Origin of the sequence: Hydrogenophaga intermedia (assembly GCF_000723405.1) — a bacterium.
GTDB lineage: Bacteria > Pseudomonadota > Gammaproteobacteria > Burkholderiales > Burkholderiaceae_C > Hydrogenophaga > Hydrogenophaga intermedia.
In genome coordinates this window covers 1-20114 of the sequence record NZ_CCAE010000054.1, presented here as the reverse complement: position 1 = coordinate 20114, position 20114 = coordinate 1, and the positions used below count along the sequence as shown (strand labels likewise).

At 71.0% G+C, this 20114-nt stretch carries 22 protein-coding genes and 1 pseudogene; 5 read left to right on the top strand and 18 right to left on the bottom strand.

Annotated features, from left to right (window positions below; translation table 11 throughout):
• Positions 1 to 7: 7 nt before the first annotated feature.
• The 17 genes and pseudogenes from BN948_RS21290 to BN948_RS21210 all read right to left on the bottom strand — a co-directional run bounded on the left by BN948_RS21290 (position 8) and on the right by BN948_RS21210 (position 12518).
• The gene (locus BN948_RS21290) at positions 8 to 394 is read right to left on the bottom strand and encodes a RidA family protein (RefSeq protein WP_009517493.1); all 387 of its coding nucleotides are present in this window, start codon (positions 392 to 394) and stop codon (positions 8 to 10) included.
• A gap of 2 nt (positions 395 to 396) precedes the next feature.
• Positions 397 to 759, bottom strand: coding sequence for a DUF1304 domain-containing protein (locus BN948_RS21285; protein WP_009517492.1), 363 nt, complete (start codon positions 757 to 759; stop codon positions 397 to 399).
• Positions 760 to 786: 27 nt separating this feature from the next.
• On the bottom strand, positions 787 to 1236 hold the full coding sequence (locus BN948_RS21280; protein ID WP_009517491.1) for a class I SAM-dependent methyltransferase: 450 nt from the start codon (positions 1234 to 1236) through the stop codon (positions 787 to 789).
• Positions 1233 to 1640: a PaaI family thioesterase gene (locus tag BN948_RS21275; protein ID WP_009517489.1), complete on the bottom strand. Its 408-nt coding sequence runs from the start codon at positions 1638 to 1640 to the stop codon at positions 1233 to 1235. The genes BN948_RS21280 and BN948_RS21275 overlap by 4 nt, the downstream gene beginning before the upstream one ends.
• A 27-nt stretch (positions 1641 to 1667) precedes the next feature.
• A complete protein-coding gene (locus BN948_RS21270; RefSeq protein ID WP_009517488.1) occupies positions 1668 to 2072 on the bottom strand; it encodes a VOC family protein in 405 nt (134 codons plus the stop codon).
• A gap of 20 nt (positions 2073 to 2092) precedes the next feature.
• Positions 2093 to 2563, bottom strand: a complete 471-nt coding sequence (locus BN948_RS21265) for an anthrone oxygenase family protein (RefSeq protein ID WP_009517487.1) — start codon at positions 2561 to 2563, stop codon at positions 2093 to 2095.
• Complete coding sequence (locus BN948_RS21260; protein ID WP_009517486.1) at positions 2560 to 2937, bottom strand: YciI family protein; 378 nt, start codon at positions 2935 to 2937, stop codon at positions 2560 to 2562. The genes BN948_RS21265 and BN948_RS21260 overlap by 4 nt, the downstream gene beginning before the upstream one ends.
• A gap of 27 nt (positions 2938 to 2964) precedes the next feature.
• Positions 2965 to 3317, bottom strand: a pseudogene (locus BN948_RS21255) (DUF488 domain-containing protein).
• A 96-nt stretch (positions 3318 to 3413) separates the two neighbouring features.
• Complete coding sequence (locus tag BN948_RS21250; RefSeq protein ID WP_009517483.1) at positions 3414 to 4694, bottom strand: glutamate-5-semialdehyde dehydrogenase; 1281 nt, start codon at positions 4692 to 4694, stop codon at positions 3414 to 3416.
• Positions 4695 to 4750: 56 nt separating this feature from the next.
• Complete coding sequence (locus BN948_RS21245; RefSeq protein WP_009517482.1) at positions 4751 to 5356, bottom strand: SAM-dependent methyltransferase; 606 nt, start codon at positions 5354 to 5356, stop codon at positions 4751 to 4753.
• Between the two features lie 11 nt (positions 5357 to 5367).
• Positions 5368 to 6327, bottom strand: a complete 960-nt coding sequence (locus BN948_RS21240) for a diiron oxygenase (RefSeq protein ID WP_009517481.1) — start codon at positions 6325 to 6327, stop codon at positions 5368 to 5370.
• Between the two features lie 46 nt (positions 6328 to 6373).
• Positions 6374 to 7351, bottom strand: coding sequence for a Bug family tripartite tricarboxylate transporter substrate binding protein (locus BN948_RS21235; protein ID WP_035623652.1), 978 nt, complete (start codon positions 7349 to 7351; stop codon positions 6374 to 6376).
• 14 nt (positions 7352 to 7365) lie between these two features.
• On the bottom strand, positions 7366 to 8919 hold the full coding sequence (locus BN948_RS21230; RefSeq protein ID WP_009517479.1) for a sulfatase family protein: 1554 nt from the start codon (positions 8917 to 8919) through the stop codon (positions 7366 to 7368).
• A gap of 5 nt (positions 8920 to 8924) precedes the next feature.
• Positions 8925 to 9974 (bottom strand): porin, encoded by a 1050-nt coding sequence (locus BN948_RS21225; RefSeq protein ID WP_009517478.1) that lies wholly within the window; start codon positions 9972 to 9974, stop codon positions 8925 to 8927.
• Between the two features lie 149 nt (positions 9975 to 10123).
• Complete coding sequence (locus BN948_RS21220; protein ID WP_009517477.1) at positions 10124 to 11020, bottom strand: LysR family transcriptional regulator; 897 nt, start codon at positions 11018 to 11020, stop codon at positions 10124 to 10126.
• 42 nt (positions 11021 to 11062) lie between these two features.
• Complete coding sequence (locus BN948_RS21215) at positions 11063 to 11533, bottom strand: DUF3237 domain-containing protein (protein ID WP_009517476.1); 471 nt, start codon at positions 11531 to 11533, stop codon at positions 11063 to 11065.
• On the bottom strand, positions 11526 to 12518 hold the full coding sequence (locus tag BN948_RS21210) for a Bug family tripartite tricarboxylate transporter substrate binding protein (RefSeq protein WP_009517475.1): 993 nt from the start codon (positions 12516 to 12518) through the stop codon (positions 11526 to 11528). Before BN948_RS21210 ends, BN948_RS21215 begins: the two co-directional genes overlap by 8 nt.
• A 96-nt stretch (positions 12519 to 12614) precedes the next feature.
• Here BN948_RS21210 and BN948_RS21205 point away from each other — a divergent pair, with 96 nt between their 5' ends.
• The gene (locus tag BN948_RS21205) at positions 12615 to 13727 is read left to right on the top strand and encodes an aminotransferase class V-fold PLP-dependent enzyme (protein WP_009517474.1); all 1113 of its coding nucleotides are present in this window, start codon (positions 12615 to 12617) and stop codon (positions 13725 to 13727) included.
• Positions 13728 to 13750: 23 nt separating this feature from the next.
• On the opposite strand, the gene BN948_RS21200 is transcribed toward BN948_RS21205, so the two are convergent.
• Positions 13751 to 15133 (bottom strand): FAD-containing oxidoreductase, encoded by a 1383-nt coding sequence (locus tag BN948_RS21200; protein ID WP_009517473.1) that lies wholly within the window; start codon positions 15131 to 15133, stop codon positions 13751 to 13753.
• Positions 15134 to 15253: 120 nt separating this feature from the next.
• Here BN948_RS21200 and BN948_RS21195 point away from each other — a divergent pair, with 120 nt between their 5' ends.
• The 4 genes from BN948_RS21195 to BN948_RS21180 are packed head-to-tail and all read left to right on the top strand — an operon-like array spanning position 15254 to position 20073.
• Positions 15254 to 15742, top strand: coding sequence for a MarR family winged helix-turn-helix transcriptional regulator (locus BN948_RS21195; protein WP_009517472.1), 489 nt, complete (start codon positions 15254 to 15256; stop codon positions 15740 to 15742).
• Positions 15739 to 17220, top strand: a complete 1482-nt coding sequence (locus tag BN948_RS21190; RefSeq protein ID WP_009517471.1) for an efflux transporter outer membrane subunit — start codon at positions 15739 to 15741, stop codon at positions 17218 to 17220. Before BN948_RS21195 ends, BN948_RS21190 begins: the two co-directional genes overlap by 4 nt.
• 19 nt (positions 17221 to 17239) lie before the next feature.
• Positions 17240 to 18460 carry an HlyD/EmrA/EmrK family protein gene (locus BN948_RS21185; RefSeq protein ID WP_009517470.1) on the top strand — a complete coding sequence of 407 codons (1221 nt, stop codon included), beginning with the start codon at positions 17240 to 17242 and terminating at the stop codon, positions 18458 to 18460.
• Between the two features lie 2 nt (positions 18461 to 18462).
• Positions 18463 to 20073, top strand: coding sequence for a DHA2 family efflux MFS transporter permease subunit (locus BN948_RS21180; RefSeq protein ID WP_009517469.1), 1611 nt, complete (start codon positions 18463 to 18465; stop codon positions 20071 to 20073).
• Positions 20074 to 20114 lie beyond the last annotated feature (41 nt).

Below are 20114 nucleotides of genomic sequence, written 5' to 3'. Positions count from 1 at the left end.
AAGGATCTCAGCCGGACGCCTTGAGCGCCGTCACCTCGATCTCGATGCGCATGCGCGGGTCGGCCAGGCCGGCCGAGATCATCATGGCCGCCGGCCGCACCTCGCCGAAGAAGCGGCGCAGCACGGGCCAGGTCTTGGGGAATTCGGCGCCGTCGGGCAGCACGTAGTTCACGCGCACCACGTCGCGCAGGCTGGCACCGGCCTGTTGCAGGGCGGCCTCGATGTTGCGAAGGCACTGCTCGGTCTGCGTTTCGATGTCGGGCGCGATGGTCATCGTGGTGTAGTCGAATCCGGTGGTGCCGGAAACGAAGACCCAGTCGCCCTGGACGACGGCGCGCGAGTAGCCGATCTCCGCCTCGAAGGTGGATCCCGATGAAATGAGGGTGCGGGGCATGGTCAGCGGCTCAGAAAGAGAAGCACGAGGCCGAGCGTCGCCGGCACGGCCTGCACGAACAGGATGCGCTTGCTGGCCGTGGCCGCCCCGTAAAGGCCGGCCACCAGCACGCACAGCAGGAAGAACACCTTGACCGCGAAGCCCGCCGGCCCCAGCGCCACGCCCCAGAACAGGCCGGCCGCCAGGAACCCGTTGTAGAGGCCCTGGTTGGCCGCCAGCACCTTGGTCTGCGCGGCGAACTCGGGCGTGAGGTTGAAGGCCTTCATGCCCTTGGGCTTGTCCCACAGGAACATCTCGAGCACGAGGATGTACACGTGGATGAGCGCGACAAGCAGCACGACGACGTTTGCGATGGTGGCGAGCATGGAAGGCCTCCTGGGAATCGGGCGATGCTAACGCCGCGCAGGCGCTTGGCGCTCGAGCGCGAACTCCCGCAGCGGGTCCCCGCCGTCGATGAACAGTTGCCCGCCCCTCACCAGAGCCGCGCGCAAGCGACCGATGGCGCGAAGACCTGCCTCGGGATGGCGCCCGTCCAGCGCGCCCACGCGCACGGCGAAGGCGAGGTCGTAGCAGTTCTCGCCGGATTCGAGCACGAAGTCCTCGATCGCCACCTGGCGAAAGGCGAGGCGACCGGAGGCGATGGCGTCACGCGACCCCGCGATGGCCTGCGCGATGGCTTTCGCCGAGCGATCGATGCCGAGCACGAACCCGGATGGCCCGACGCGCTCGGCCACGGCGCGCGCCGCGACGCCGGGGCCGCAACCGATCTCCAATACGCGCAAGCCGGCGCGCAGCGGCAGAGCCTGCACGATCTCCGCCAAACGCGGCGAGACCGCACTCACGCGCGCGGCTCCAGCACCAGTTGCGTCTGCGTCACCACCGCGCAGAGCTTGCCCTCGGCGTTGAACACGCTGGTCTGCCAGACCTGCGTGGTGCGGCCCCGGTGCAGCGCCACGCTTTCGCCGCGCACCGTACTGCCCACCCTGGCGCCGGCGATGAACTTGGTGCTCGAATCCGTGGTGGTGGTCTGGCGGCCCGGTGCGAGGTTGAGCACCGTTCCCACCGCGCCCAAGGTGTCGGCGAAGGCCATGTACGCCCCGCCGTGCAGGATGCCGCCGGCCGTGCAGAGATCGGGCCGCACCGCCATCTCGGCCACCACGCGCTCGGGCGCGATCTCGATCAGCCGCACGCCCATCAGACCGGGGAAGAGGGGTTCGATCAGTTTCTGCATCGCCGCGGCGTCCATCGGCAGGTCTCCTCTGGGTGGGAAGGCTCAGGCCACTTCGTCGTAGCCGCGGCCCAGCCACTGCAGGAAGCAGAAGCCGTGGCCGAAGGGATCGCGCAGGCAGGCCTGGCGGCCCCAGACGAAGTCCTCGATCGGCAGGTCCAGGGTCGCGCCAGCGGCCATGGCCTGGTGCGTGGCGGTCTCCACGTCGGCCACCACGAAGTCCAGGTGCACGGGCGTCCAGTGCCGGCCGTAGTCGCGCTCCAGCGTGGCCTGCGGCACGGGTGTGGTGCGAGGCTCCTTCAGCAGCAGCATCACGCGCAGCCCGGCGCCTTCCAGCTCGGCCACGGTGTCGTCGAACAGGCGGCGCACCAGCGTGAGGTGGGTGGCGCGCGCATAGAACTCGATGGCGGCGTCGAGGTCGGGAACGTCGATGTTGATGATGGCCTGCATGGTGGTCGTCGGGATACGTTTCAACGCAGCGAGGCCACCGCCGCGCACACCACGGCCAGCGTCGGCGCCAGCGTGCGCACGTGGTTCCAGAAGGTCCATTCGCGCACGTAGCGCGGCCAGTATTCGGCGGCCTCCCGCGAGTCGGCGTCCAGGCGTGCCAAGCGCTCGTTGCGCGGCACGTTGAAGACCATCGTGACGCCGAAGCAACCCAGCACGTAGAGCAGGCCCGCGGCGACCATCCAGGCCGAGACGGCCCCGCGCCAGTCGAACACGGCCAGGCCGATGGCCAGCAGCCCCAGCGCCGCCGTGCCCATGAAGCAGCCCAGGAACATCGGGTTCAGCACCACCACGTTGATGCGCTGCATGGCGGCCACCCCCTGCGCGGCGGGCAGTTGCGCCAGGGCCTTCATCACGAAGGTGGAGAAGGCGAAGAACACCCCCGCCATGAGGCCCGAGCCGACGATCAGGGCGACGGCGAGGGCCGCGTTCACGAAACAGCCACCGGCGTTTCGTTCGCGGCGCGCCAGGCGCTCGCGCGCTCGGCCTCGAGCGGCCGGATCTCGAAGCTCAGGCCGCAGGCCAGGCAGGGGTTCTTCGCCGCGAGGCGCGCGGCCTCGTCCAGGCTGTCGGCATGGATGAACCAGAAGCCGCCGATGATTTCCTTGGCCTCGGTGAAGGGCCCGTCGAGCACGCGATCGCGCGTCACCAGCCGGCAGCCCGTGCCCAGTCGGCTGCCGGCCTTCATCACGCCGGCCGCGGCCTGCTCGTCGAACCACCCGTAGAACGCGTCGATGGCGCCCTGTATCTCTTCGGGGGTCTTGTCGGCGTCCCATTGGCCTCGGGACAGCAGCAGGAATTCGCTCATGGGTGGGTGTCTCCAGTGGAAGGGGAATCAGTCGGCAAGGCGCGCGCCCGCCGCGACCAGCAACTCGCGCAGCACCGAGCGGTGGCAGCGCGCCTCGTGCTCGCAATAGCAGCCCACCGAGAAGTCGCTCTGGTGCGACATCGCCGCGAGCAGCGCGACGGCATGCGCATTCTCGGGCGTGGCCATTTCAGCGCGGTAACGGCGTGTGAACGCGGTCCATTCGGCGGGCGTGCCGGCCTGCTGGCCGAGCTTCATGGTGTCCAGTCCTGGCGCGCGAACTCGCTCTTGGGCACGCCGCGCGGCGGGCGCCGCACGGTGCCGATGCGCAGACCTTCGTTCTTCGCTCTCGGGCTGCCGAGCCGCACCACCCTGATCGCCATGCCTGTCTCCGGTTCCGATCGACCGGCGACAGCGTAGCGGTTTCAGCCCCGGGCGCGCAAATCACGCCATGCCGCACCGCACCGGAGTGGCGGCGCTCAGCCGCGCACCTCGCCCTCGCCCAGCACCACGTACTTGAGCGAGGTGAGGCCTTCCACGCCCACCGGGCCGCGCGCGTGGAACTTGTCGGTGCTGATGCCGATTTCTGCACCCAGGCCGAATTCGAAGCCGTCGGCGAAGCGGGTGCTCGCATTCACCATGACGCTGGCCGAGTCCACCTCGCGCAGGAAGCGCTGGGCGTGCACGTGGTTGGTGGTGATGATCGCGTCGGTGTGGTGGCTGCTGTAGCGGTTGATGTGGCGAATAGCCTCGTCCACGCCGTCCACCAGCTTGATGCTGATGATGGGCGCGAGGTATTCCTCGTACCAGTCCTGCTCGGTGGCGTCCACCAGCTTCGCTCCACCCACGCCAGCCAGGATGGCCCGGCTCTCGGCGCAGACACGCATCTCCACGCCCTTGGCCGCGAAGATGGTGCCGATCTTCGGCAGGAACTCCTTCGCCACGCCGCGCGCCACCAGCAGGCTTTCGGTGGCGTTGCAGGGGCTGTACTTCTGCGTCTTGGCGTTGTCGGTCACTTTCACCGCGAGCGCGATGTCGCAGGGGTCGTCCACGTAGGTGTGGCAGTTGCCGTCCAGGTGCTTGATGACGGGCACCTTGGCCTCGGCGCTGATGCGCTCGATGAGACCCTTGCCGCCGCGCGGAATGATCACGTCCACGTACTGCGGCATGGCGATGAGCTGGCCCACGGCGGCGCGGTCGGTGGTGGGCACGAGCTGCACCGCGTCGCCGGGCAGGCCGGCGTCGACCAGCGCGCGCTGCACCAGGGCGGCCAGGGCGCGGTTGGAGTCGATGGCCTCGGAGCCGCCGCGCAGGATGGCGGCGTTGCCGCTCTTGATGGCGAGCGAGGCGGCCTCGATCGTCACGTTGGGGCGGCTCTCGTAGATCATGCCGAACACGCCGATGGGCACGCGCATCTGGCCCACGCGGATACCGCTGGGCATCTGCTTCATCCCCATCACCTCACCGATGATGTCGGGCATGGCGGCGAGCTGTTCGCAGCCCTGCGCCGCCGTCTCGATCACCTTGGGTGTGAGCTTGAGCCGGTCCACCAGGGGCTCGGCCAGGCCGTTGGCGCGGGCGCGCTCCAGGTCTTTCGCGTTCTCCAGGGCCAGTGGTTCACCGGCCTCGCGCAGCAGGGCGGCCAGGCGGCGCAGCGCCTGCGCCTTGGCCGCGACGCTGGCCTTGGCCATGAGCCGCGACGCCGCCAGGGCCTGCTGGCCCAGGGTGTGCATGAGTTCGGTGGTGTTGCTGGCGTTCATGGAGCGGGATTTTCGCACCGGGGCGCCGCAGCGCGCATCCCCGCCGTGCCAAGCACCTAGGGGGCGAGGGGCCGTCGTGCGATGAGCGTGAGGAAGCGCTTGGCCGTGCCGCCGGGTGCGTCGAAGGTGTCGATGGAGTCGTGCAAGCTCTCCCAGCCGGCGAAGCGCTCCCGCACATGGCCGGGCTCGAACAGGCAATGGCCCGCGGGCGCGAACATGCCCATGAAGGTCGTCCCCTCGATCAGCACATTGAGCGCCAGCACGCCGCCCGGTGCGGTGGCCGCCTGCAAACGCTCCAGTTGGCGCCAGGCGCTGGCGCAGTCGAAGAACATCAGCAGGCCGATGCAGACGACGGTGTCGTACAGACCCTCGGGCACGTGGTCACGCAGGTCGGCCTCGGTGGCGCGCAATGGCAGCGACTCGCGGGCAGCGAGGTCGCGCAGATGGGCGATGGCCGCCGCGCTCGCATCCAGCGCGTCCACCGCACTGCCCTGGCGCGCCGCGCGCAGGGCCAGGTTGCCCAGGCCGCAGCCGAAATCGAGCACGCGTCCGCGCAGGTGCGGCAGCGTGGCCTGCTCGAAGGGGTTGAGCGCGAGTTCGCCCTCCGCGATCTGGCGCTGGAACTGGCGGTCGAAGAAGTCGATGCTGTGGTTGGGGGTCATGGTCCACGAATTCAGTACGGACGGTCCCGGTCCAGCAGGCCCGCTGTGACGAACTGCGCGCGCACGCGCGCGTCCTTGAACACGCCGCAACGCTCCAGCACCTGCAGCGTGTTGGCGCAGCGGGCGCGCTGGTGCGCGGCGCGGCCCGTCTCGGCGCCCACCTTGTCCAGCACGCGCTCGCTTGCCGCGGCGTCCAGCCCCACGTGCGCCAGCAACTGGCGGTGAAAGGCGGCGTCCCAGGTGTGGAAGGCCCCGATGATCGCCGGCAGCAGGCCGCCGGCGTACACCCGGCCGGACACGTCGAGCCCGGCCCAGACCAGCGAGAACAGGTGCGCGAAGTACTTCGCGTGCACCCACTCGTCCTCCAGGTGCGCGAGCAGCAAGGCCTGGATGGCGGAGTGCGCCGAGCCGCGCATGACGTCGACGATGGCCTTGGTGATCATGGTCTCGCCCACGAAGCCGACCAGGAACCAGGCCAGGTCCTGTCGCTCGGCGGGCGCCGCGGCCACCAGGGCCTCGATGGCCGGGATCTTCAGGCCCGGCCCCTCGCGCGCCTCGATGCGGAACACCTCGCGCACCGCGCGGCTGGCCTGAGCGGTGAACCAGGCGTGGTAGCCCTCATCGGTGTAGAGCTTCAGGGCGTCCAGTGCCAGGGCCTCGGGCACGCGGGCGCCGAGGCGGCCTTCGGCGACGCGTTGTGCGGCGGTGTTGACGATGCGGTGCTCGGTGAGCGTCATGTCGTCCAGGAACTGCACCAGCCGCGCGGCGTAGAGCCAGTTGCGCTCGGCCATGCCCAGGCGGCGCAGCGCGGGGTGGGACATGAAGTCGTCGGCCGCGCCGAAGACGAACCACTGCACGCCGCTGAGTTCGCCCACGCTGCCGGAGAGATCGAAGTCGGTCAGCGAGGGCTTGGCGCGCACCGCCGCCGTGTCGATCCAGCCCTTGAAGGGCGATTCCTCCACCTTGCGCATGCCGCACGTCCCTCCCGTTGGAGGGGCGATTGTGCGCGCGGGCGGCTCAGTCCCGGGTGATCTTCTCGTCGACCACCACCTTGCGCCAGCGCCGCTCCTCGGCCGCCACGAAAGCGCCGAAGGCCGGCCCCACGACGCCACCCACCTCCGCACCGGAGGTGGCGATGCGCGAGGACACGCCCGGATCGGCGAGCGCGGTGGCAAACGCCTGCCCCAGGCGGGCCACGATGGCCGGCGGCGTGCCCATGGGCGCCACCACACCGGTCCAGCCGCGCAGGTCCACGCCGGGGTAACCCGCCTCGGCCAGCGTGGGCAGATCGGCGAAAGCCTTCTTGCGCTGTGGCGCGGCAATGGCCAGCGCCACCAGGCGACCGCCGTTGATGCCCTGTTGCGCGGCAGCGGAGCCGCCCAGCACCACATCGACCATGCCGCCCGACAGGTCGGTGATGGCCGCCGCGATGGTGCGGTAGGGGATGTGCCGCAATTCGATGCCGGCCGCCCGCTGCAACAGGGCCATGCCCAGGTGCGAGGGCGTTCCCGCCCCCGCGCTGCCCAGCGTCAGTTCCCCCGGCCGCGTCTTGGCCAGCGCCACCAGCTCGGCCAGCGTTTTCACGCCCAGGTCTTTGCGCGCCAGCAGGATGGGCGACTCGGTGGTCAGTTGCGTCACGGGCACGAAGTCGCGCTGCAGGTCGAACGGCGTTTTCACGCGCAAGGCGGGCGTGACGGCGGACTGCAGGTTGATGAGGCCGATGGTGTAGCCATCCGGCGCGGCCTTGGCCGTGGCCTCCACGCCGATGATGCCCTGGCCGCCGGCGCGGTTGTCCACCACGACGGACTGGCCGAGTTCGCGCGCCAGCACGTCCTGCATGGCGCGGATGGCCACGTCGGCGGGCGAGCCCGGGCCGCCGGGCACGATGACGCGGATGGCGCGCGAGGGCCATTCGTTCGCGTGGGCCGACGATGCGGCGAGCAGGCCCAGGGCCGAGACCGACGCCGAGGCGGCGATGAAGTGGCGGCGTTGCATGTGTCTTGTCTCCTTCAGGCCGCGTAGCGCGCCGGCGGACTCGGGTCCACAGCGGACAGCATCTTGCGCAGCAGTTGTTGCATGAGTCGGGATTGGGTGTCGCCCTGGTCCGGCGCGTCCCAGAGGTTGTGGGTCTCGTCGGGGTCCTCGTGGTGGTCGTACAGCTCGCCCCAGGATTCGTCCTGGTACACGCTGAGGCGGTGGCGCTCGGTGAGCAGGCTGCGCACGCAGGCCGGGCGCTGGAAGCCCTGGCGCGTGCGGCTGTCCTGGTATTCCACCAGCAGCTCGTCCCACACGCGGCCCTCGCCGTCGAGGCAGCCGAGCAAGGAGCGGCCCTGGATGCCGCCATAGGGCTCGACCCCCGCGCGCGCCAGCACGCTGGGCGCGATGTCGATGGTGGAGGCCAGCGCCGGGCTGACGGCGGGCGCCGCCTGCCGTGGGTCGCACCAGATGAAGGGCACGCGCGTGATGCCGCGCGAGGCCAGCGCGCCCTTGAGCACCAGGTTGAAGTCGCCCAGGTAGTCGCCGTGGTCCGAGGTGAAAACGATCACCGTGTTCTCGGCCTGGCCGCTCTCCTGCAGCGCGCGCACGATGTCGCCGACGGCGTCGTCGATCATGGTGATCATGCCGGCGCTGAGCGCCATGGCCTCGCGGATCTCTCGCTCGGTCGCGAAGAAGGAGTCGTGCGGGCCCTGGCGCGCGCGGCTGCCGTCCAGGAAGCGCTCGCGGCACCAGCGGATCGGTGGTGGCGGGTTGCGGTGCGCCTCGAAGGGCAGGCGAACAGGGAAATCGGCCGGGTCGTAAAGCCCCCAGTACCGCCCCGGGGGTGTGAAGGGGTGGTGCGGGTCGGGGAAGGACACGAAGGCGAAGAAAGGCTGCGCCTGCCCGCGCGTGGTGCGCAGGAAGTCCACCGCGCGGTCGCGAATGTAGCTCGTGGGGTAGTAGGCCTCGGGGATGGCGGTGCGGTAGGCCTGCGGGCACACGTAGTCGTGCGGCAACTGGTTCGCGCGGTCGCGCAGGCGGTCGGCCTCGGGCAGGTGGCGGCGCAACCACTGCAGGTAGTGGCCGCCCGCGTGGTCGCCATGGAAGGTCACCATGTCCACCTCGTCGTAGCCGTAGTACGGCGTGTGGAAGGGGTGGCGGTCGGTGCCCGCGAAGTGCCGTGGCTGCTCCTGCATGTAGTCGCCGCCGTCGTCCTTCCAGGCGTCGATGGCCTGCGGCGGCGCGCCGCCCTCGGCGGGCCGGTCCGTCATGGGCTGCACGTGGCTCTTGCCCAGGCTGGCCGTGCGGTAGCCCGCGCGCCGCAACTGCTCGACGAAGGTGGTGGCGCGCACCGACAGCGCGCCACCATTGACGCGCAGGCCGTGCGCCGACGGGTAGCGCCCCGTGAGCAGCGAGGCGCGGTTGGGCATGCACACCGGGCTGGCCGCGTGGAAGCGCTCGAAGCGCGTGCCACGCGCGGCCAGCGCGTCGATGTGCGGCGTGCGCAGCACCGGGTGGCCATAGCAGCCCAGGTGGTCGGCGCGGTGCTGGTCGGTGACGATGACCAGGAAGTTGGGACGGCGCATGGCGCTCAGAAGTTGTGGCGGATGCCCAGCGCCAGGGCGCGCACGTCGTCGCCGCTGCCGGCGTTGACCACCGCCAGCGCCAGCGTGTTCGCGGCCGTCCCCCGGTTGTTCAGATTCAACAGGCGACCGTACAGCGAGGTGCGCTTGCTCAGGCGGTAGTCGTAGCCCAGGGCCCAGGCCAGCGCGTCGTTCGGGCTGCCGCTCAGGTCCCGCTGGTTGATCTCCGCCATCCAGCGGTGCGGCCCCACGTCGTACGCCGCGCCCAGCACGGTGTGCGCCGCGCGCCGCGCACCGGGGGCCGTGCTGTCCGTCACCAGGTACGCGGCCGACAGCGTCAGCGCTCCCAGGGAGTAGCTGCCGTTCAGGCCCTGCGTCTCGTTGTGGAACGGCGTGGCCGCGGCGCTGCCGCTGTCAAGGCGCTGGGCGGCGTAGCCGATGAAGTAGTTGCTGCCGCGGTAGCTGGCGCCGAGGCCCAGAATGCCGCCGATGCCGGTCGCTCCCTCGTCCGGCGCCACCGCCACGTCGACGCGCAGCCCCTTGGCCTGGGGGCCACCCCCGTAGCGGTAGCGCAGCAGGTTCGACTGGCGCGTGAGCAGGCCCACGGTGCGCATGGCGGCGGGCTGGCCGTCCGTGCTGCCCGAGAGCTGCACCGGCGCCCAGTTGGCGTTCATGCCGAAGGGCACGGTGGCCAACAGGTTGAAGAACAACGGCGTGTACTGGCGCCCCGCTTCGATGGCGCCCCAGCGGCCGTCGATGCCGACAAAGGACTGACGGCCGAACCCGCCACCGATGGGGATGGTGCCGTTGTCCAGCGTGAGGCCCATCTCCAGCACGAAGTAGGCCGACGCACCGCCACCGAGGTCTTCCCTGCCGCGAAAGCCCAGGCGGGACAGGGCGTTGCCGCCCTCGTTGAGCACGGTGCGGGATTCGCTGCCGCGCACGCTGCCGATGTAGGCGTCGGTGATGCCGTACAGGCTCACGTTCTGCGCGCTGGCGCCGTGGCCGCCAGCGGCGAGCAGGCCCAGCGTCAGGGCCTGGCGGATGGAAAGTTTCACAGTGTCTCCTCGTTATCGTCGGGAGAAGTCACTGTGCCCGTGCGGTGCGCGCGAGACCAATACTTTGTCACGAGGTCGCCATTGCGCCGCGCAATGGCTCGCCCTGCCGGCCGATGTTTCAAGAACGTGCTGCTACCGAAAGGAGAGCTTCAGGATTTCTTGACCGCCTCGGCCAGCAGGCGCGCGAGCAGGGACTCGCCCACCAGCACCGCCTCGGACCAGCCCGCCTCGGGCGCCATGGCGATGCGCACGTGGCGCTCCAGGCCGCTCTCGGCGATGGGCAGGGCGACGAGGCCGGGGCGCTGCACGGCGCGGCTCGCGGCAAAGGTCGAGAGGATGGTCGCGCCCACGCCTTGCTCGCACAGCTCCAGCATCGACGGCAGGTCCTCGATGCCGCCGACGATGCGCAAGGACAGGCCCAGGCGCTCCGAGGCCTCCATCACCAGTCGGTGCGCCGGTTGCATCGGCGACAGCAGCAGGTCCACCGCCAGTGCGTCCTTGAGTAGCAGCCGGCGCGGCAAGCCGCGCAGCAACTCGCGCGAGCCCACCAGCGACAGGCGCTCGGAGAACGCCGCGCCGCGCGCGCCCTCGCCGGCCGTGGACGACACCAGCGTGGCCATATCCAGCTCGCCCTTGTGCAGCAGGCGCTCCAGCTCGGCCGAGTAGCCCACGCGGATCTGCGGCTGCACGCGCGGCATCGCCTCGCGGATCGCGCCGAACAGGCGCGCGCTGAGCAGGGGCGACAGGCTGCGCAAGAGGCCGATGCTGAGCGTGCCCTCCACCACCCCGGCCTTCTCGCGCGTGGCGGCGGCCGCGTAGTCGATCTGCTGGAGGATGCGCTTGGCGCGTTCGTACAGCTCGGTGCCGGCCGGCGTGAGCGCGGTGCCCACGCGGCCACGCACCACGAGCTTCACCCCCAGCTCGCGCTCCAGGTCACCCAGGCGCTGGCTCAGCGCGGGCTGCACGATGTGCAGGCGCCGCGAGGCCTCGGTCAGGCTGCCGGCCTCGGCGATACCGACGAAGTACTTGAGCTGGCGGATGTCCATCGGCGGGTTTTCGGTCCGGCGCGGCGCGCGCCGCCGGCAAGACTAGCGCAGCACGAAGCAGTCGATCTCCACGCGATCCGGGCGGCGCACGCCGGTGCCGACGAAGAGGCGTTCGTTGATCCAGCCCAGTGCGGCCGAGGACGTCTCGAACGCGGGCACGCAGCGGAAGTACACCAGCGCGGGGTCGACCGGCTCGCCGCGCACCAGCTTGGCCGTGACCTCCGGCGCCGCCACGCGGATCGCCTGATTGCTCACGTAGATGAGGTCGCCACCGTCGGTCTCCAGCACGTAGCGCGCGTCCAGGCGCGCGAGCGAGGGCGTGACGATGGCCTGGAAATCGGCGCCGCCGGGCAGCACGCGCGCCGTCCAGCCATCGCCCTGCACGGTGCCACCGGTGATGGGGATGACGCGCCGGTTGCCGGCGGGCGTGGGGCCGATCTCGTGCACCGGGCCCACCTGCACACGCAGTTGGGCGAAGAAGTCGAGGGCGGGTGCGGGAATGCGCTCAGTCATTGGCCTTGAACCCCGTGGCCTTGACCACCTGCGCCCAGCGCGCGGTCTCCGTGGTGATCGTCTTGTCGAAGGCGGCGCCGCTTTCGGTCGGCACGTCGAAGCCCTGCGCCTCGAGCTTGCCTTTCAAGCCCGGGTCGGCCTGCGCCTTCACCGTGGCCGCCATCAGGGCATCGATCACCGCGGGCGGCGTGGCGGCGGGCGCCATCAGGCCGAACCACACGGTGGTGTTCAGGTCGCCATGCCCCATTTCCGCGAGCGTGGGCACCTGCGGCAGGAAGCGCGAGCGCTGCGGCGAGGTGACGGCCAGCGCCTTGAGCTTGCCGGTCTGCAGGTGCGGCAGCGCCGCCTGCAGTTGCGTGAAGCCCAGCAGCACCTGGCCGCCGAGCAGGTCGGTGATCTGCGGCGCCGAGCCCTTGTAGGGGATGTGGACCATGGGCACCTTCAGGCGCTCGGCGAACTGGAAGCCCAGAAAGTGCGAGGGCGTGCCCGGGCTGAAGGAGGCGTAGGTGGCCTTGTCGGGGTTGGCCTTGAGCCAGGGGCCCAGCTCGCCCAGTTGCTGCACCGGCACCGAGGGGTGCACCACCAGCACCAGCGGGCTCTCGACGCCCTTGGCGATGGCCTTGAAGTCCGACTGTTGCCAGCGCAGCGCCGGGTAGGCCGAGGGATTGATGGTGAACATGGCCTGCGTGCTGATCCACAGCGTGTGGCCGTCGGGCGCGGCCTTGCGCACCTGCTCGGCGCTGAGGTTGCCGTTGGCGCCGGCGCGGTTCTCCACGATGAAGGTGCCACCGGTCTGGCGCGCGAGCTGATCGCCCAACGCGCGCGCGTACACGTCGACCGAGCCGCCGGGCGGCGTGCCCACCACCAGCGTCACGGGGCGGGCGGGCCAGGTCTGCGCCGCCAACGGCATGGCGCCGCCCAGCGCGAGCAACAGCACCAGCCCCTGGCCCAGGCGGCGGCGCCTGGCCGTGGTCGAATCGTTCATCGCTTGTCTCCTGTCCGTTGAGGTGAACCGCGCAATCTAGGCCGGTCAGAATGATTGACAAAGCGAATCGTTCTCGGGGAATGCCCTTAGCCCACCATGACCAAGCCCCTGCTTCCACCCGCGCTGCTTTCGCGCAGCCCCCTCCTCAATGCCGCCGGCACCTTCACGCCCGTGGGCGTGTCGCGGTCCTCACCCGCCGTGGCCGAGGCCGCCGCCTGGGCCTTGCAGCGCTACCTGGTGATCGACGAGCTGCAGGACCTGGCCTCGCGCGAACTCGCCGACTTCAGCGGCGCTGCCGCGGGCACGGTGGTGCACTGCGCGGCGGCGGGCATCACGCTGGGCGTGGCCGCGGCCATGGCGGGGTCGGACCCGGCGCGGATCGCGCAACTGCCCGATGCCGAGGGCCTGCGCCGCGTGGTGGTAGTGCCCGCGCCGCACCTGATCGACTACGGCCACCCGCTGGCCACCGATGTGCGCCTGGCCGGAGCCACCGTGCAGGCCTGCGGCCGGCCGGAGCGCTGCACCGGCGACGAGCTGTTGCCCGCCCTGGCGGCGCCCGAGGTGGCCTGCCTGCTGCTCGTGTCATCGCGCCTGACGCGCGACCCGGCCTTCGACTTCCCTGCCGCGTGCGAGGCGGCGCGCGCGGCCGGCGTGCCCGTGCTCATCGACGGTGCCGCGCAGGATTTGCGCGTGCGCGAACTCATGGCCCAGCAACCCGCCGCCCTGGTGCTGAGCGCGCAGAAGTACCTGGCCGCGCCGACGGCGGGCCTGGTGGTGGGCGAGGCCGGCTTCATCGACGCGGTGCGCGCGCAGCACAAAGGCATTGGCCGCGCGATGAAGGCGAGCAAGGAGGCCATCGTGGGCGTGCTGGCGGCCCTGGCCGAGCGGCGCGGGCTGGACCTGCCTTCCTGGGGTGCGCGGCAGGCGCAGAAGGCGCAACAGGCCGTGGACGCCTTGCGCGGCCTGCGCGGGGTCGAGGTCACGCTGGTGCCCGACCCGCTGGGCGCCCCCTTTCCGCGCGTGCGGCTGCGCTTCGCGGACGGCGCGAACGAGGCGCGCCGCGTGGCTCAGGCGCTCAAGCGACAAGACCCGCCGGTGTGGGTGATGGAGCACGCCGTGCACGAAGGCGTGCTGACGCTGGAGCTGGTGGCCCTGCGCGCGGACGAGGTGGACGCCGTGGTCGACGCGCTGCGCCGTTGCGCCGCCTGATCGCCGGGTTCTCTCACACCTTCTCAGTCCTTCAGCGGTTCGAGCTTCTGCAGCAGCGTCGGCAGCAGCTCCGACACCGTGGGGTGGATCGGCATCGAGCGGATGAGCGCGTCCACCGGTTGCTTCAGGGTCATGAGGTCCAGCAGCCCGTGCACTGCCTCGTCGCAGCGGTAGCCCAGCAGGCTCGCGCCCAGCAGACGCCGGCTCTCGGCGTCAACCACCACCTTCATCACGCCCTGCGTCTCACCGGCCTCGCGCGCGCGGCCGACACGGGCCATGGGCAGGCTCGCCGTCAGCTGCGGGCGGCCGCTCTCGCGCGCCTTGGCCTCGCTCATGCCCACGCGGCCCAGTGGCGGGTCGATGTACAGCGCATAGGCGTCGATGCGGTCGGAGAGTTTTCGCGGGTCGTGGTCGAACAGGTTGGCCACCACCACCTCGTGGTCGTTCCAGGCCGTGTGCGTAAAGGCGCCACGGCCATTGCATTCGCCCACCGCCCACACGCCGTCGGCGCTGGTGCGGCACTGCTCGTCCACGCGGATGTAGCCACGCTGATCGGTGTCGATGCCGGCGGCCTTGAGGTCCAGGCCGTCGGTGTTGGGCTGGCGGCCCACGGCCAGCAGCACGTGGCTGCCCACGATGCGCGGCACCTGGCGCTGGCAACTGGCGCCCACCGCGATGCCGTTCTTGCGCGGCGCCAGCGAGATGCACTCGGCACCGAGCTCGAAGCGCACGCCCTCCTTCTCCAGGATCGCCTGGATCTGTTGGCTCACGTCTTCATCCTCGCGCGGCAACAGGCGCTCGGACTTCTCCACCACCGTCACCTTCGCGCCGAAGCGGCGCATCATCTGCGCGAACTCCAGGCCGATGTAGCTGCCACCGACGATCACCAGGTGGCGCGGCAGCTCGTCGAGCCGCATCATCGAGTCGTTGTCCAGCGTGGGCACGGTGTCGATGCCCTTGAGCGGCGGCCGCGCCGCGCGCGCGCCCACGTTGAGGAAGATGCGCGGCGCGCTCAGTTCGCGATCGCCCACGCGCAGCCGGCCGGGCGCCACGAAGCGCGCCTCGCCCCGGATCACCTCGGCCCGGTCCAGGCCTTCCACCCACTTCTGCACGCCCTCGCGCGATTGCTGCACCACCGCGTCCTTGCGCGCCATCACCCGCGCGAAGTCCACGCGCAGCCGGCCCGTGGCAAAGCCGAATTCCTCGCCGCGCCGCGCCAGGTGAATGGCCCGCGCGCTGCCCACCAGCGTCTTGGTGGGGATGCAGCCGTTGTTCACGCAGGTGCCGCCGAACTCGGCGCGCTCGATGACGGCGGTGCGCAGGCCCTCGCGGCTGCAGCGTTCGGCGATGGCCGGGCCGGCCTGGCCAGCGCCGACAACGATGGCATCGAAGGTTTCGATGGGCATGGGCGTCTCCTCGACAGTGGATCGATCCGGGCGGGTGGCAATCGCCGCGCCCGGGAAATATGAAGGCGTGATTTAGTGCCTTGACAATAATTGCCTAGGCATTTAAATTCCTTTCCCATCATGAAAAACGAACCCCCGGTTTTCTACCACCCGGACACCCTCAAGCCCGACGAATCCATCGGCCGCCTCATGCGCGAAATCATGTCCGCCATGGCCAGCCAGGTGGACCGCGAACTGGCGCCCCTGGGCCTGACCGAGGCGCAGTGGATGCCCCTGCTCAAGCTGCACCTGAACCTGGCGAGCACCTCCACCGAACTGGCGCGCGAGTGCCGCACCGACGCGGGCGCCACCACGCGCATGCTTGACCGGCTGGAGGAAAAAGGCTTCATCCAGCGCGCGCGGTCCGCGCAAGACCGCCGCGTCGTGAACCTGGAACTCACGTCCGAAGGCAGCCGCACCGCGCAGCACATTCCCGCCGTGCTGTGCAAGGTGCAGAACGAGCTGCTGCAGGACTTCTCGCAAGAGGACTTCGACACGCTCAAGGCCCTGCTGCGCCGCATGCTCGGCAGCGCGAAAGCCCTGGCGGCTGCGAAGGAGCCACGCGCATGACCACGCTCTCCTCCCGCAGCCTGTGGCTGTTGCCTTTGGCCGCTGCCCTTGTCGTCGCCGGCTGCGCCAGCACCGAAGGCGTCGCGCCCGCCAACGCGCAGTTGCGCGACGCCGCCTCCCTCGGCCTGAGCGAATCGCGCGCCGCCGCCGAAGTCGCACCCGTCGAGCCGCGCTGGTGGCAGGCGCTGGGCGATCCGCAACTCGACCAACTGGTGGAGCAGGCCCTGCAAGGCAGCCCGAACCTGCGCGTGGCGCAGGCCCGCGTGGCCCGCGCCCTGGCCGCCGCCGACAGCGTGGACGCCGCGAGCGGCCCGCAGCTCAACGGCCAGTTCGACGCCACGCACCAGCGCTTCACCGCCAAGGGCATGGTGCCCGCACCGCTGGCCGGCAGCATCCAGGACACCGCCACGCTGCAGCTCAACGGCTCGTGGGAGATCGACTTCTTCGGCCGCCACCGCGCCGCGCTCGACGCCGCCCTGGGCACGGCCCAGGCCGCGCAGGCCGAAGCCGCCGCCGCGCGCACGCTGCTGGCCACCAACGTGGTGCGCGGCTATGTGCAGCTCGCGCGCCTGCAGGAGCAGCGCGAACTCGCGCAGCGCGCGCTGGCGCAACGCCAGGGCATGCTCGACCTGGTGAACCAGCGCGTGTCCGCCGGCCTGGACGGCGTGCTGGAGCAGCGCCAGAGCGAAGGCGCCGTGCCCGAGGCGCGCCAGCAGATCGAGGCCATCAACGAGCAGATCGAACTCACGCGCCACGCCCTGGCCGCGCTGATCGGCCAGCCCACGCAAGACCCCGTGCCCCAGGCGCCGCGCCTGGCCGGCCTGCGCCCGCTGCCCGAGCCCCAGGCCCTGCCCACCGACCTGCTGGGCCGGCGCGCCGACATCGCCGCCGCGCGCTGGCGCGTGCAAGTCGCACGCGGCGACGCAGCCAACGCCCGCGCGCAGTTCTATCCCAACCTGAACCTGGTGGCCTACGTGGGCCTGTCCAGCATCGGGCTCGACGAGTTGCTCAGCAGCGGCGCGAAGCAATGGGGCATCGGCCCCGCCGTGCGCCTGCCGATCTTCGACGGCGGGCGCCTGCGCGCCAACCTGAGCGGCAAGAACGCCGACCTGGACGCCGCCATCGAGAGCTACAACGCCGCCGTGGTCGAGGCCGTGCACGAGGTGGCCGACCAGCTCGCCTCCGCGCGCTCCGTGGCGCTGCAACGCACCCAGCAACAACAGTCCCTGCAATCGGCCGAGTCGGCCTATTCCATCGCCGAACAGCGCTACCGCGCGGGCCTGTCCAACCACCTGCAACTGCTCTCGGCCGAGACCGCCGTGCTGGCCCAGCGCCGGCTCGACGTGGACCTGCGCACGCGCGCCCTGCAGGCCCAGGTGAACCTGGCCCAGGCCCTGGGCGGCGGCTGGCGCGAACCGACCGACGCCGCCGACACCCATGCCTCGCTGCCGACGCGCACCGCCGCCGAACGCCCCTGAACCCAACGCCCCCCTCACCATGAGCACCACCGCCACCCCCGCGCCCAACGGCAACCCCCGCAAAAAAGCCCTGCTCGCCATCGCCACCGTGGTGGCGTTCGGCGGCCTGGCCTTCGGCGCCTACGAATGGCTGGTCGCCAGCCACTACGAATCCACCGACAACGCCTACGTGCAGGGCGACGTGGTGCAGATCACGCCGCAGATCGGCGGCACGGTGCAAGCCATCCTGGCCGATGACACCGACTTCGTGAAGGCCGGCCAGCCGCTGGTGCGGCTCGACCCGGCCGACGCCACGCTCGCACTCGAACAGGCCGAAGCCCAGCTCGCGCAGACCGTGCGCCAGGTGCGCAAGCTCTACGCCGACAACGGTGCCTTCGACGCCCAGGTGGCCGCGCGCCAGGCGGACGTGGCCAAGGCCCGCAACGAGGTCGCGCGCGCCAGCGACGACCTGAACCGCCGCCAGTCGCTGGCGGGCAACGGCGCCGTGTCGAAGGAAGAGCTGCAGCACGCCGAGGCCCAGCTCACCGCCGCGCGCAGCGTGCAGGCCGCCGCCGAGGCCGCGCTCGCCGCCTCGCGCGAGCAACTCGCCAGCAACCGCGCCATGACCGAAGGCACCTCCGTCGAACAGCACCCGCAGGTGCAGACTGCCGCCGCCAAGGTGCGCGAGGCCTGGCTCGCCACGCAGCGCCTCACCCTGCCCGCGCCGGTGGACGGCCACGTCGCCAAGCGCACCGTGCAACTGGGCCAGCGCGTGGCCGCCGGCACGCCGCTGATGGCTGTGGTGCCGCTCAAGCAGGTGTGGGTGGACGCGAACTTCAAGGAAGGGCAACTGCGCCACATCCGCCTGGGCCAGCCCGTCGAACTCACCGCCGACCTCTACGGCAAGGACGTGCGCTACACCGGCCAGGTGGTGGGCCTGGGCGTGGGCACGGGCTCCACCTTCGCCTTGCTGCCGGCGCAGAACGCCACCGGCAACTGGATCAAGGTGGTGCAGCGCGTGCCCGTGCGCATCGCGCTCGACCCCGGCCAGCTCGATGCGCACCCGCTGCGCGTGGGCCTGTCGATGGAAGCGACCGTGAACGTGCGCCAGCAGGACGGCAAGTCCCTGGCCAGCGCGCCCACCGCCGCGCACGTCAGCACGCAGGCCTTCGACCACGCGGGCGTCGAGGCCGATGACCTGGTCCATCGCATCATCCAGGACAACCTCGGCGCCACCCGCGTCGCGCAACGCACGCTCTGAGCATGGCCGCCACCGCCACCGCCGACGCCGGCACGCCACCGAAGCCCGCCGCGCCACCGGGCGCGCACCCGCCGCTGCAGGGCAGCGCGCGCCTGTGGGGCACGCTCGCCATCTCGGCCGCCACGTTCATGAACGTGCTGGACACGTCCATCGCCAACGTGTCCCTCCCCGCCATCGCGGGCGACCTGGGCGTCAGCCCCAACCAGGGCACCTGGGTCATCACCAGCTTCGCCGTGGCCAACGCCATTGCGGTGCCGCTCACCGGCTGGCTCACGCAGCGCCTGGGGCAGGTGCGGCTCATGGTGGGCAGCGTGCTGCTGTTCGTGCTGGCCTCGCTGCTGTGCGGCCTGGCCACCAGCATGCCCATGCTCATCGCCTTCCGTGTGCTGCAGGGCTTCGTGGCCGGGCCCATGATCCCGCTGTCGCAAAGCCTGCTGCTGCAGAGCTACCCGCGCGAACAGGCAGGGCGCGCCATGGCCGCCTGGGCCATGACCACGCTGGTGGCGCCGGTGATGGGCCCGCTGCTGGGCGGCTGGATCACCGACAACATCGACTGGCCGTGGATCTTCTACATCAACGTGCCCGTGGGCCTGCTCGCGGCCTTCTTCATCTGGCGCATCTACCACCGCCGCGAAAGCGTGGTGCGCAAGCTGCCCATCGACCGCATCGGCCTGGCCCTGCTGATCGTGTGGATCGCCGCGCTGCAGATGGTGCTGGACCTGGGCAAGGAGCACGACTGGTTCGCCTCGCCGCTGATCGTGGGCCTGGCCGTCACGGCCGTCGTCGGCTTCGCCTTCTTCCTCGCCTGGGAGCTCACCGACGAGCACCCGGTGGTGGACCTCACGCTGTTCAAGGGCCGCAACTTCTGGGCCGGCACCGTGGGCACCTCCATCGCCTACGGCCTGTTCTTCGGCAACGTGGTGCTGCTGCCGCTGTGGCTGCAGCAGTTCATGGGCTACACCGCCACCGACGCCGGCATGGTGACCGCGCCCGTGGGCCTGCTGGCCATCGTGCTCTCGCCCTTCGTGGGCCGCACCGTGGGCAAGGTGGACCCGCGCCGCTACGTCACCTTCTCCTTCGGCGTGTTCGCGCTGGTGATGCTGATGCGCTCGCACTTCTCCACGCAGGCGGACTTCAACACCATCCTCATCCCCACCATCATCCAGGGCGTGGCGGTGGCCTTCTTCTTCATCCCGCTCAACACGCTCACGCTCTCGGGCCTGCCGCCCGACCGCATCCCGGCGGCCGCGGGCCTGTCCAACTTCGTGCGCATCACCTTCGGGGCGGTGGGCACGTCGGTGGCCACCACGGTGTGGGAAAGCCGCGCCGCCCTGCACCACGCCCACCTGTCCGAGGCCATCAACAACGGCAGCCCGGCGGCGCAGGCCGCGCTCGCCGGCCTGGCGGGCAACGGCATGGGGACCACGCAGTCTCTCGCCGCCATCGACCGGCTGCTGCAACAACAGGCCTTCACCATGGCCGCCAACGACATCTTCTGGCTGTCGTCCATGCTGTTCCTGGCGCTGATCCCGCTGGTGTGGCTCACGCGCGTGCCGAAGCGGGACGCGGCCTCGCAGGCGGCGGCTGCGGAGGCGGCGGCGGGGGCGCATTAGTCAGGCGGGCGGGCGGCTCTTTTGCCCCACCGGCGCCGCCG

What these genes read in the sequence shown, in the direction of transcription:
- BN948_RS21290 (WP_009517493.1), bottom strand. Translation starts at nt 394, where the DNA reads ATGCCCCGCACCCTCATTTCATCGGGATCCACCTTCGAGGCGGAGATC.
- BN948_RS21285 (WP_009517492.1), bottom strand. Translation starts at nt 759, where the DNA reads ATGCTCGCCACCATCGCAAACGTCGTCGTGCTGCTTGTCGCGCTCATC.
- BN948_RS21275 (WP_009517489.1), bottom strand. Translation starts at nt 1,640, where the DNA reads ATGGACGCCGCGGCGATGCAGAAACTGATCGAACCCCTCTTCCCCGGT.
- BN948_RS21270 (WP_009517488.1), bottom strand. Translation starts at nt 2,072, where the DNA reads ATGCAGGCCATCATCAACATCGACGTTCCCGACCTCGACGCCGCCATC.
- BN948_RS21260 (WP_009517486.1), bottom strand. Translation starts at nt 2,937, where the DNA reads ATGAGCGAATTCCTGCTGCTGTCCCGAGGCCAATGGGACGCCGACAAG.
- BN948_RS21250 (WP_009517483.1), bottom strand. Translation starts at nt 4,694, where the DNA reads ATGAACGCCAGCAACACCACCGAACTCATGCACACCCTGGGCCAGCAG.
- BN948_RS21245 (WP_009517482.1), bottom strand. Translation starts at nt 5,356, where the DNA reads ATGACCCCCAACCACAGCATCGACTTCTTCGACCGCCAGTTCCAGCGC.
- BN948_RS21240 (WP_009517481.1), bottom strand. Translation starts at nt 6,327, where the DNA reads ATGCGCAAGGTGGAGGAATCGCCCTTCAAGGGCTGGATCGACACGGCG.
- BN948_RS21235 (WP_035623652.1), bottom strand. Translation starts at nt 7,351, where the DNA reads ATGCAACGCCGCCACTTCATCGCCGCCTCGGCGTCGGTCTCGGCCCTG.
- BN948_RS21230 (WP_009517479.1), bottom strand. Translation starts at nt 8,919, where the DNA reads ATGCGCCGTCCCAACTTCCTGGTCATCGTCACCGACCAGCACCGCGCC.
- BN948_RS21220 (WP_009517477.1), bottom strand. Translation starts at nt 11,020, where the DNA reads ATGGACATCCGCCAGCTCAAGTACTTCGTCGGTATCGCCGAGGCCGGC.
- BN948_RS21215 (WP_009517476.1), bottom strand. Translation starts at nt 11,533, where the DNA reads ATGACTGAGCGCATTCCCGCACCCGCCCTCGACTTCTTCGCCCAACTG.
- BN948_RS21210 (WP_009517475.1), bottom strand. Translation starts at nt 12,518, where the DNA reads ATGAACGATTCGACCACGGCCAGGCGCCGCCGCCTGGGCCAGGGGCTG.
- BN948_RS21205 (WP_009517474.1), top strand. Translation starts at nt 12,615, where the DNA reads ATGACCAAGCCCCTGCTTCCACCCGCGCTGCTTTCGCGCAGCCCCCTC.
- BN948_RS21200 (WP_009517473.1), bottom strand. Translation starts at nt 15,133, where the DNA reads ATGCCCATCGAAACCTTCGATGCCATCGTTGTCGGCGCTGGCCAGGCC.
- BN948_RS21195 (WP_009517472.1), top strand. Translation starts at nt 15,254, where the DNA reads ATGAAAAACGAACCCCCGGTTTTCTACCACCCGGACACCCTCAAGCCC.
- BN948_RS21190 (WP_009517471.1), top strand. Translation starts at nt 15,739, where the DNA reads ATGACCACGCTCTCCTCCCGCAGCCTGTGGCTGTTGCCTTTGGCCGCT.
- BN948_RS21185 (WP_009517470.1), top strand. Translation starts at nt 17,240, where the DNA reads ATGAGCACCACCGCCACCCCCGCGCCCAACGGCAACCCCCGCAAAAAA.
- BN948_RS21180 (WP_009517469.1), top strand. Translation starts at nt 18,463, where the DNA reads ATGGCCGCCACCGCCACCGCCGACGCCGGCACGCCACCGAAGCCCGCC.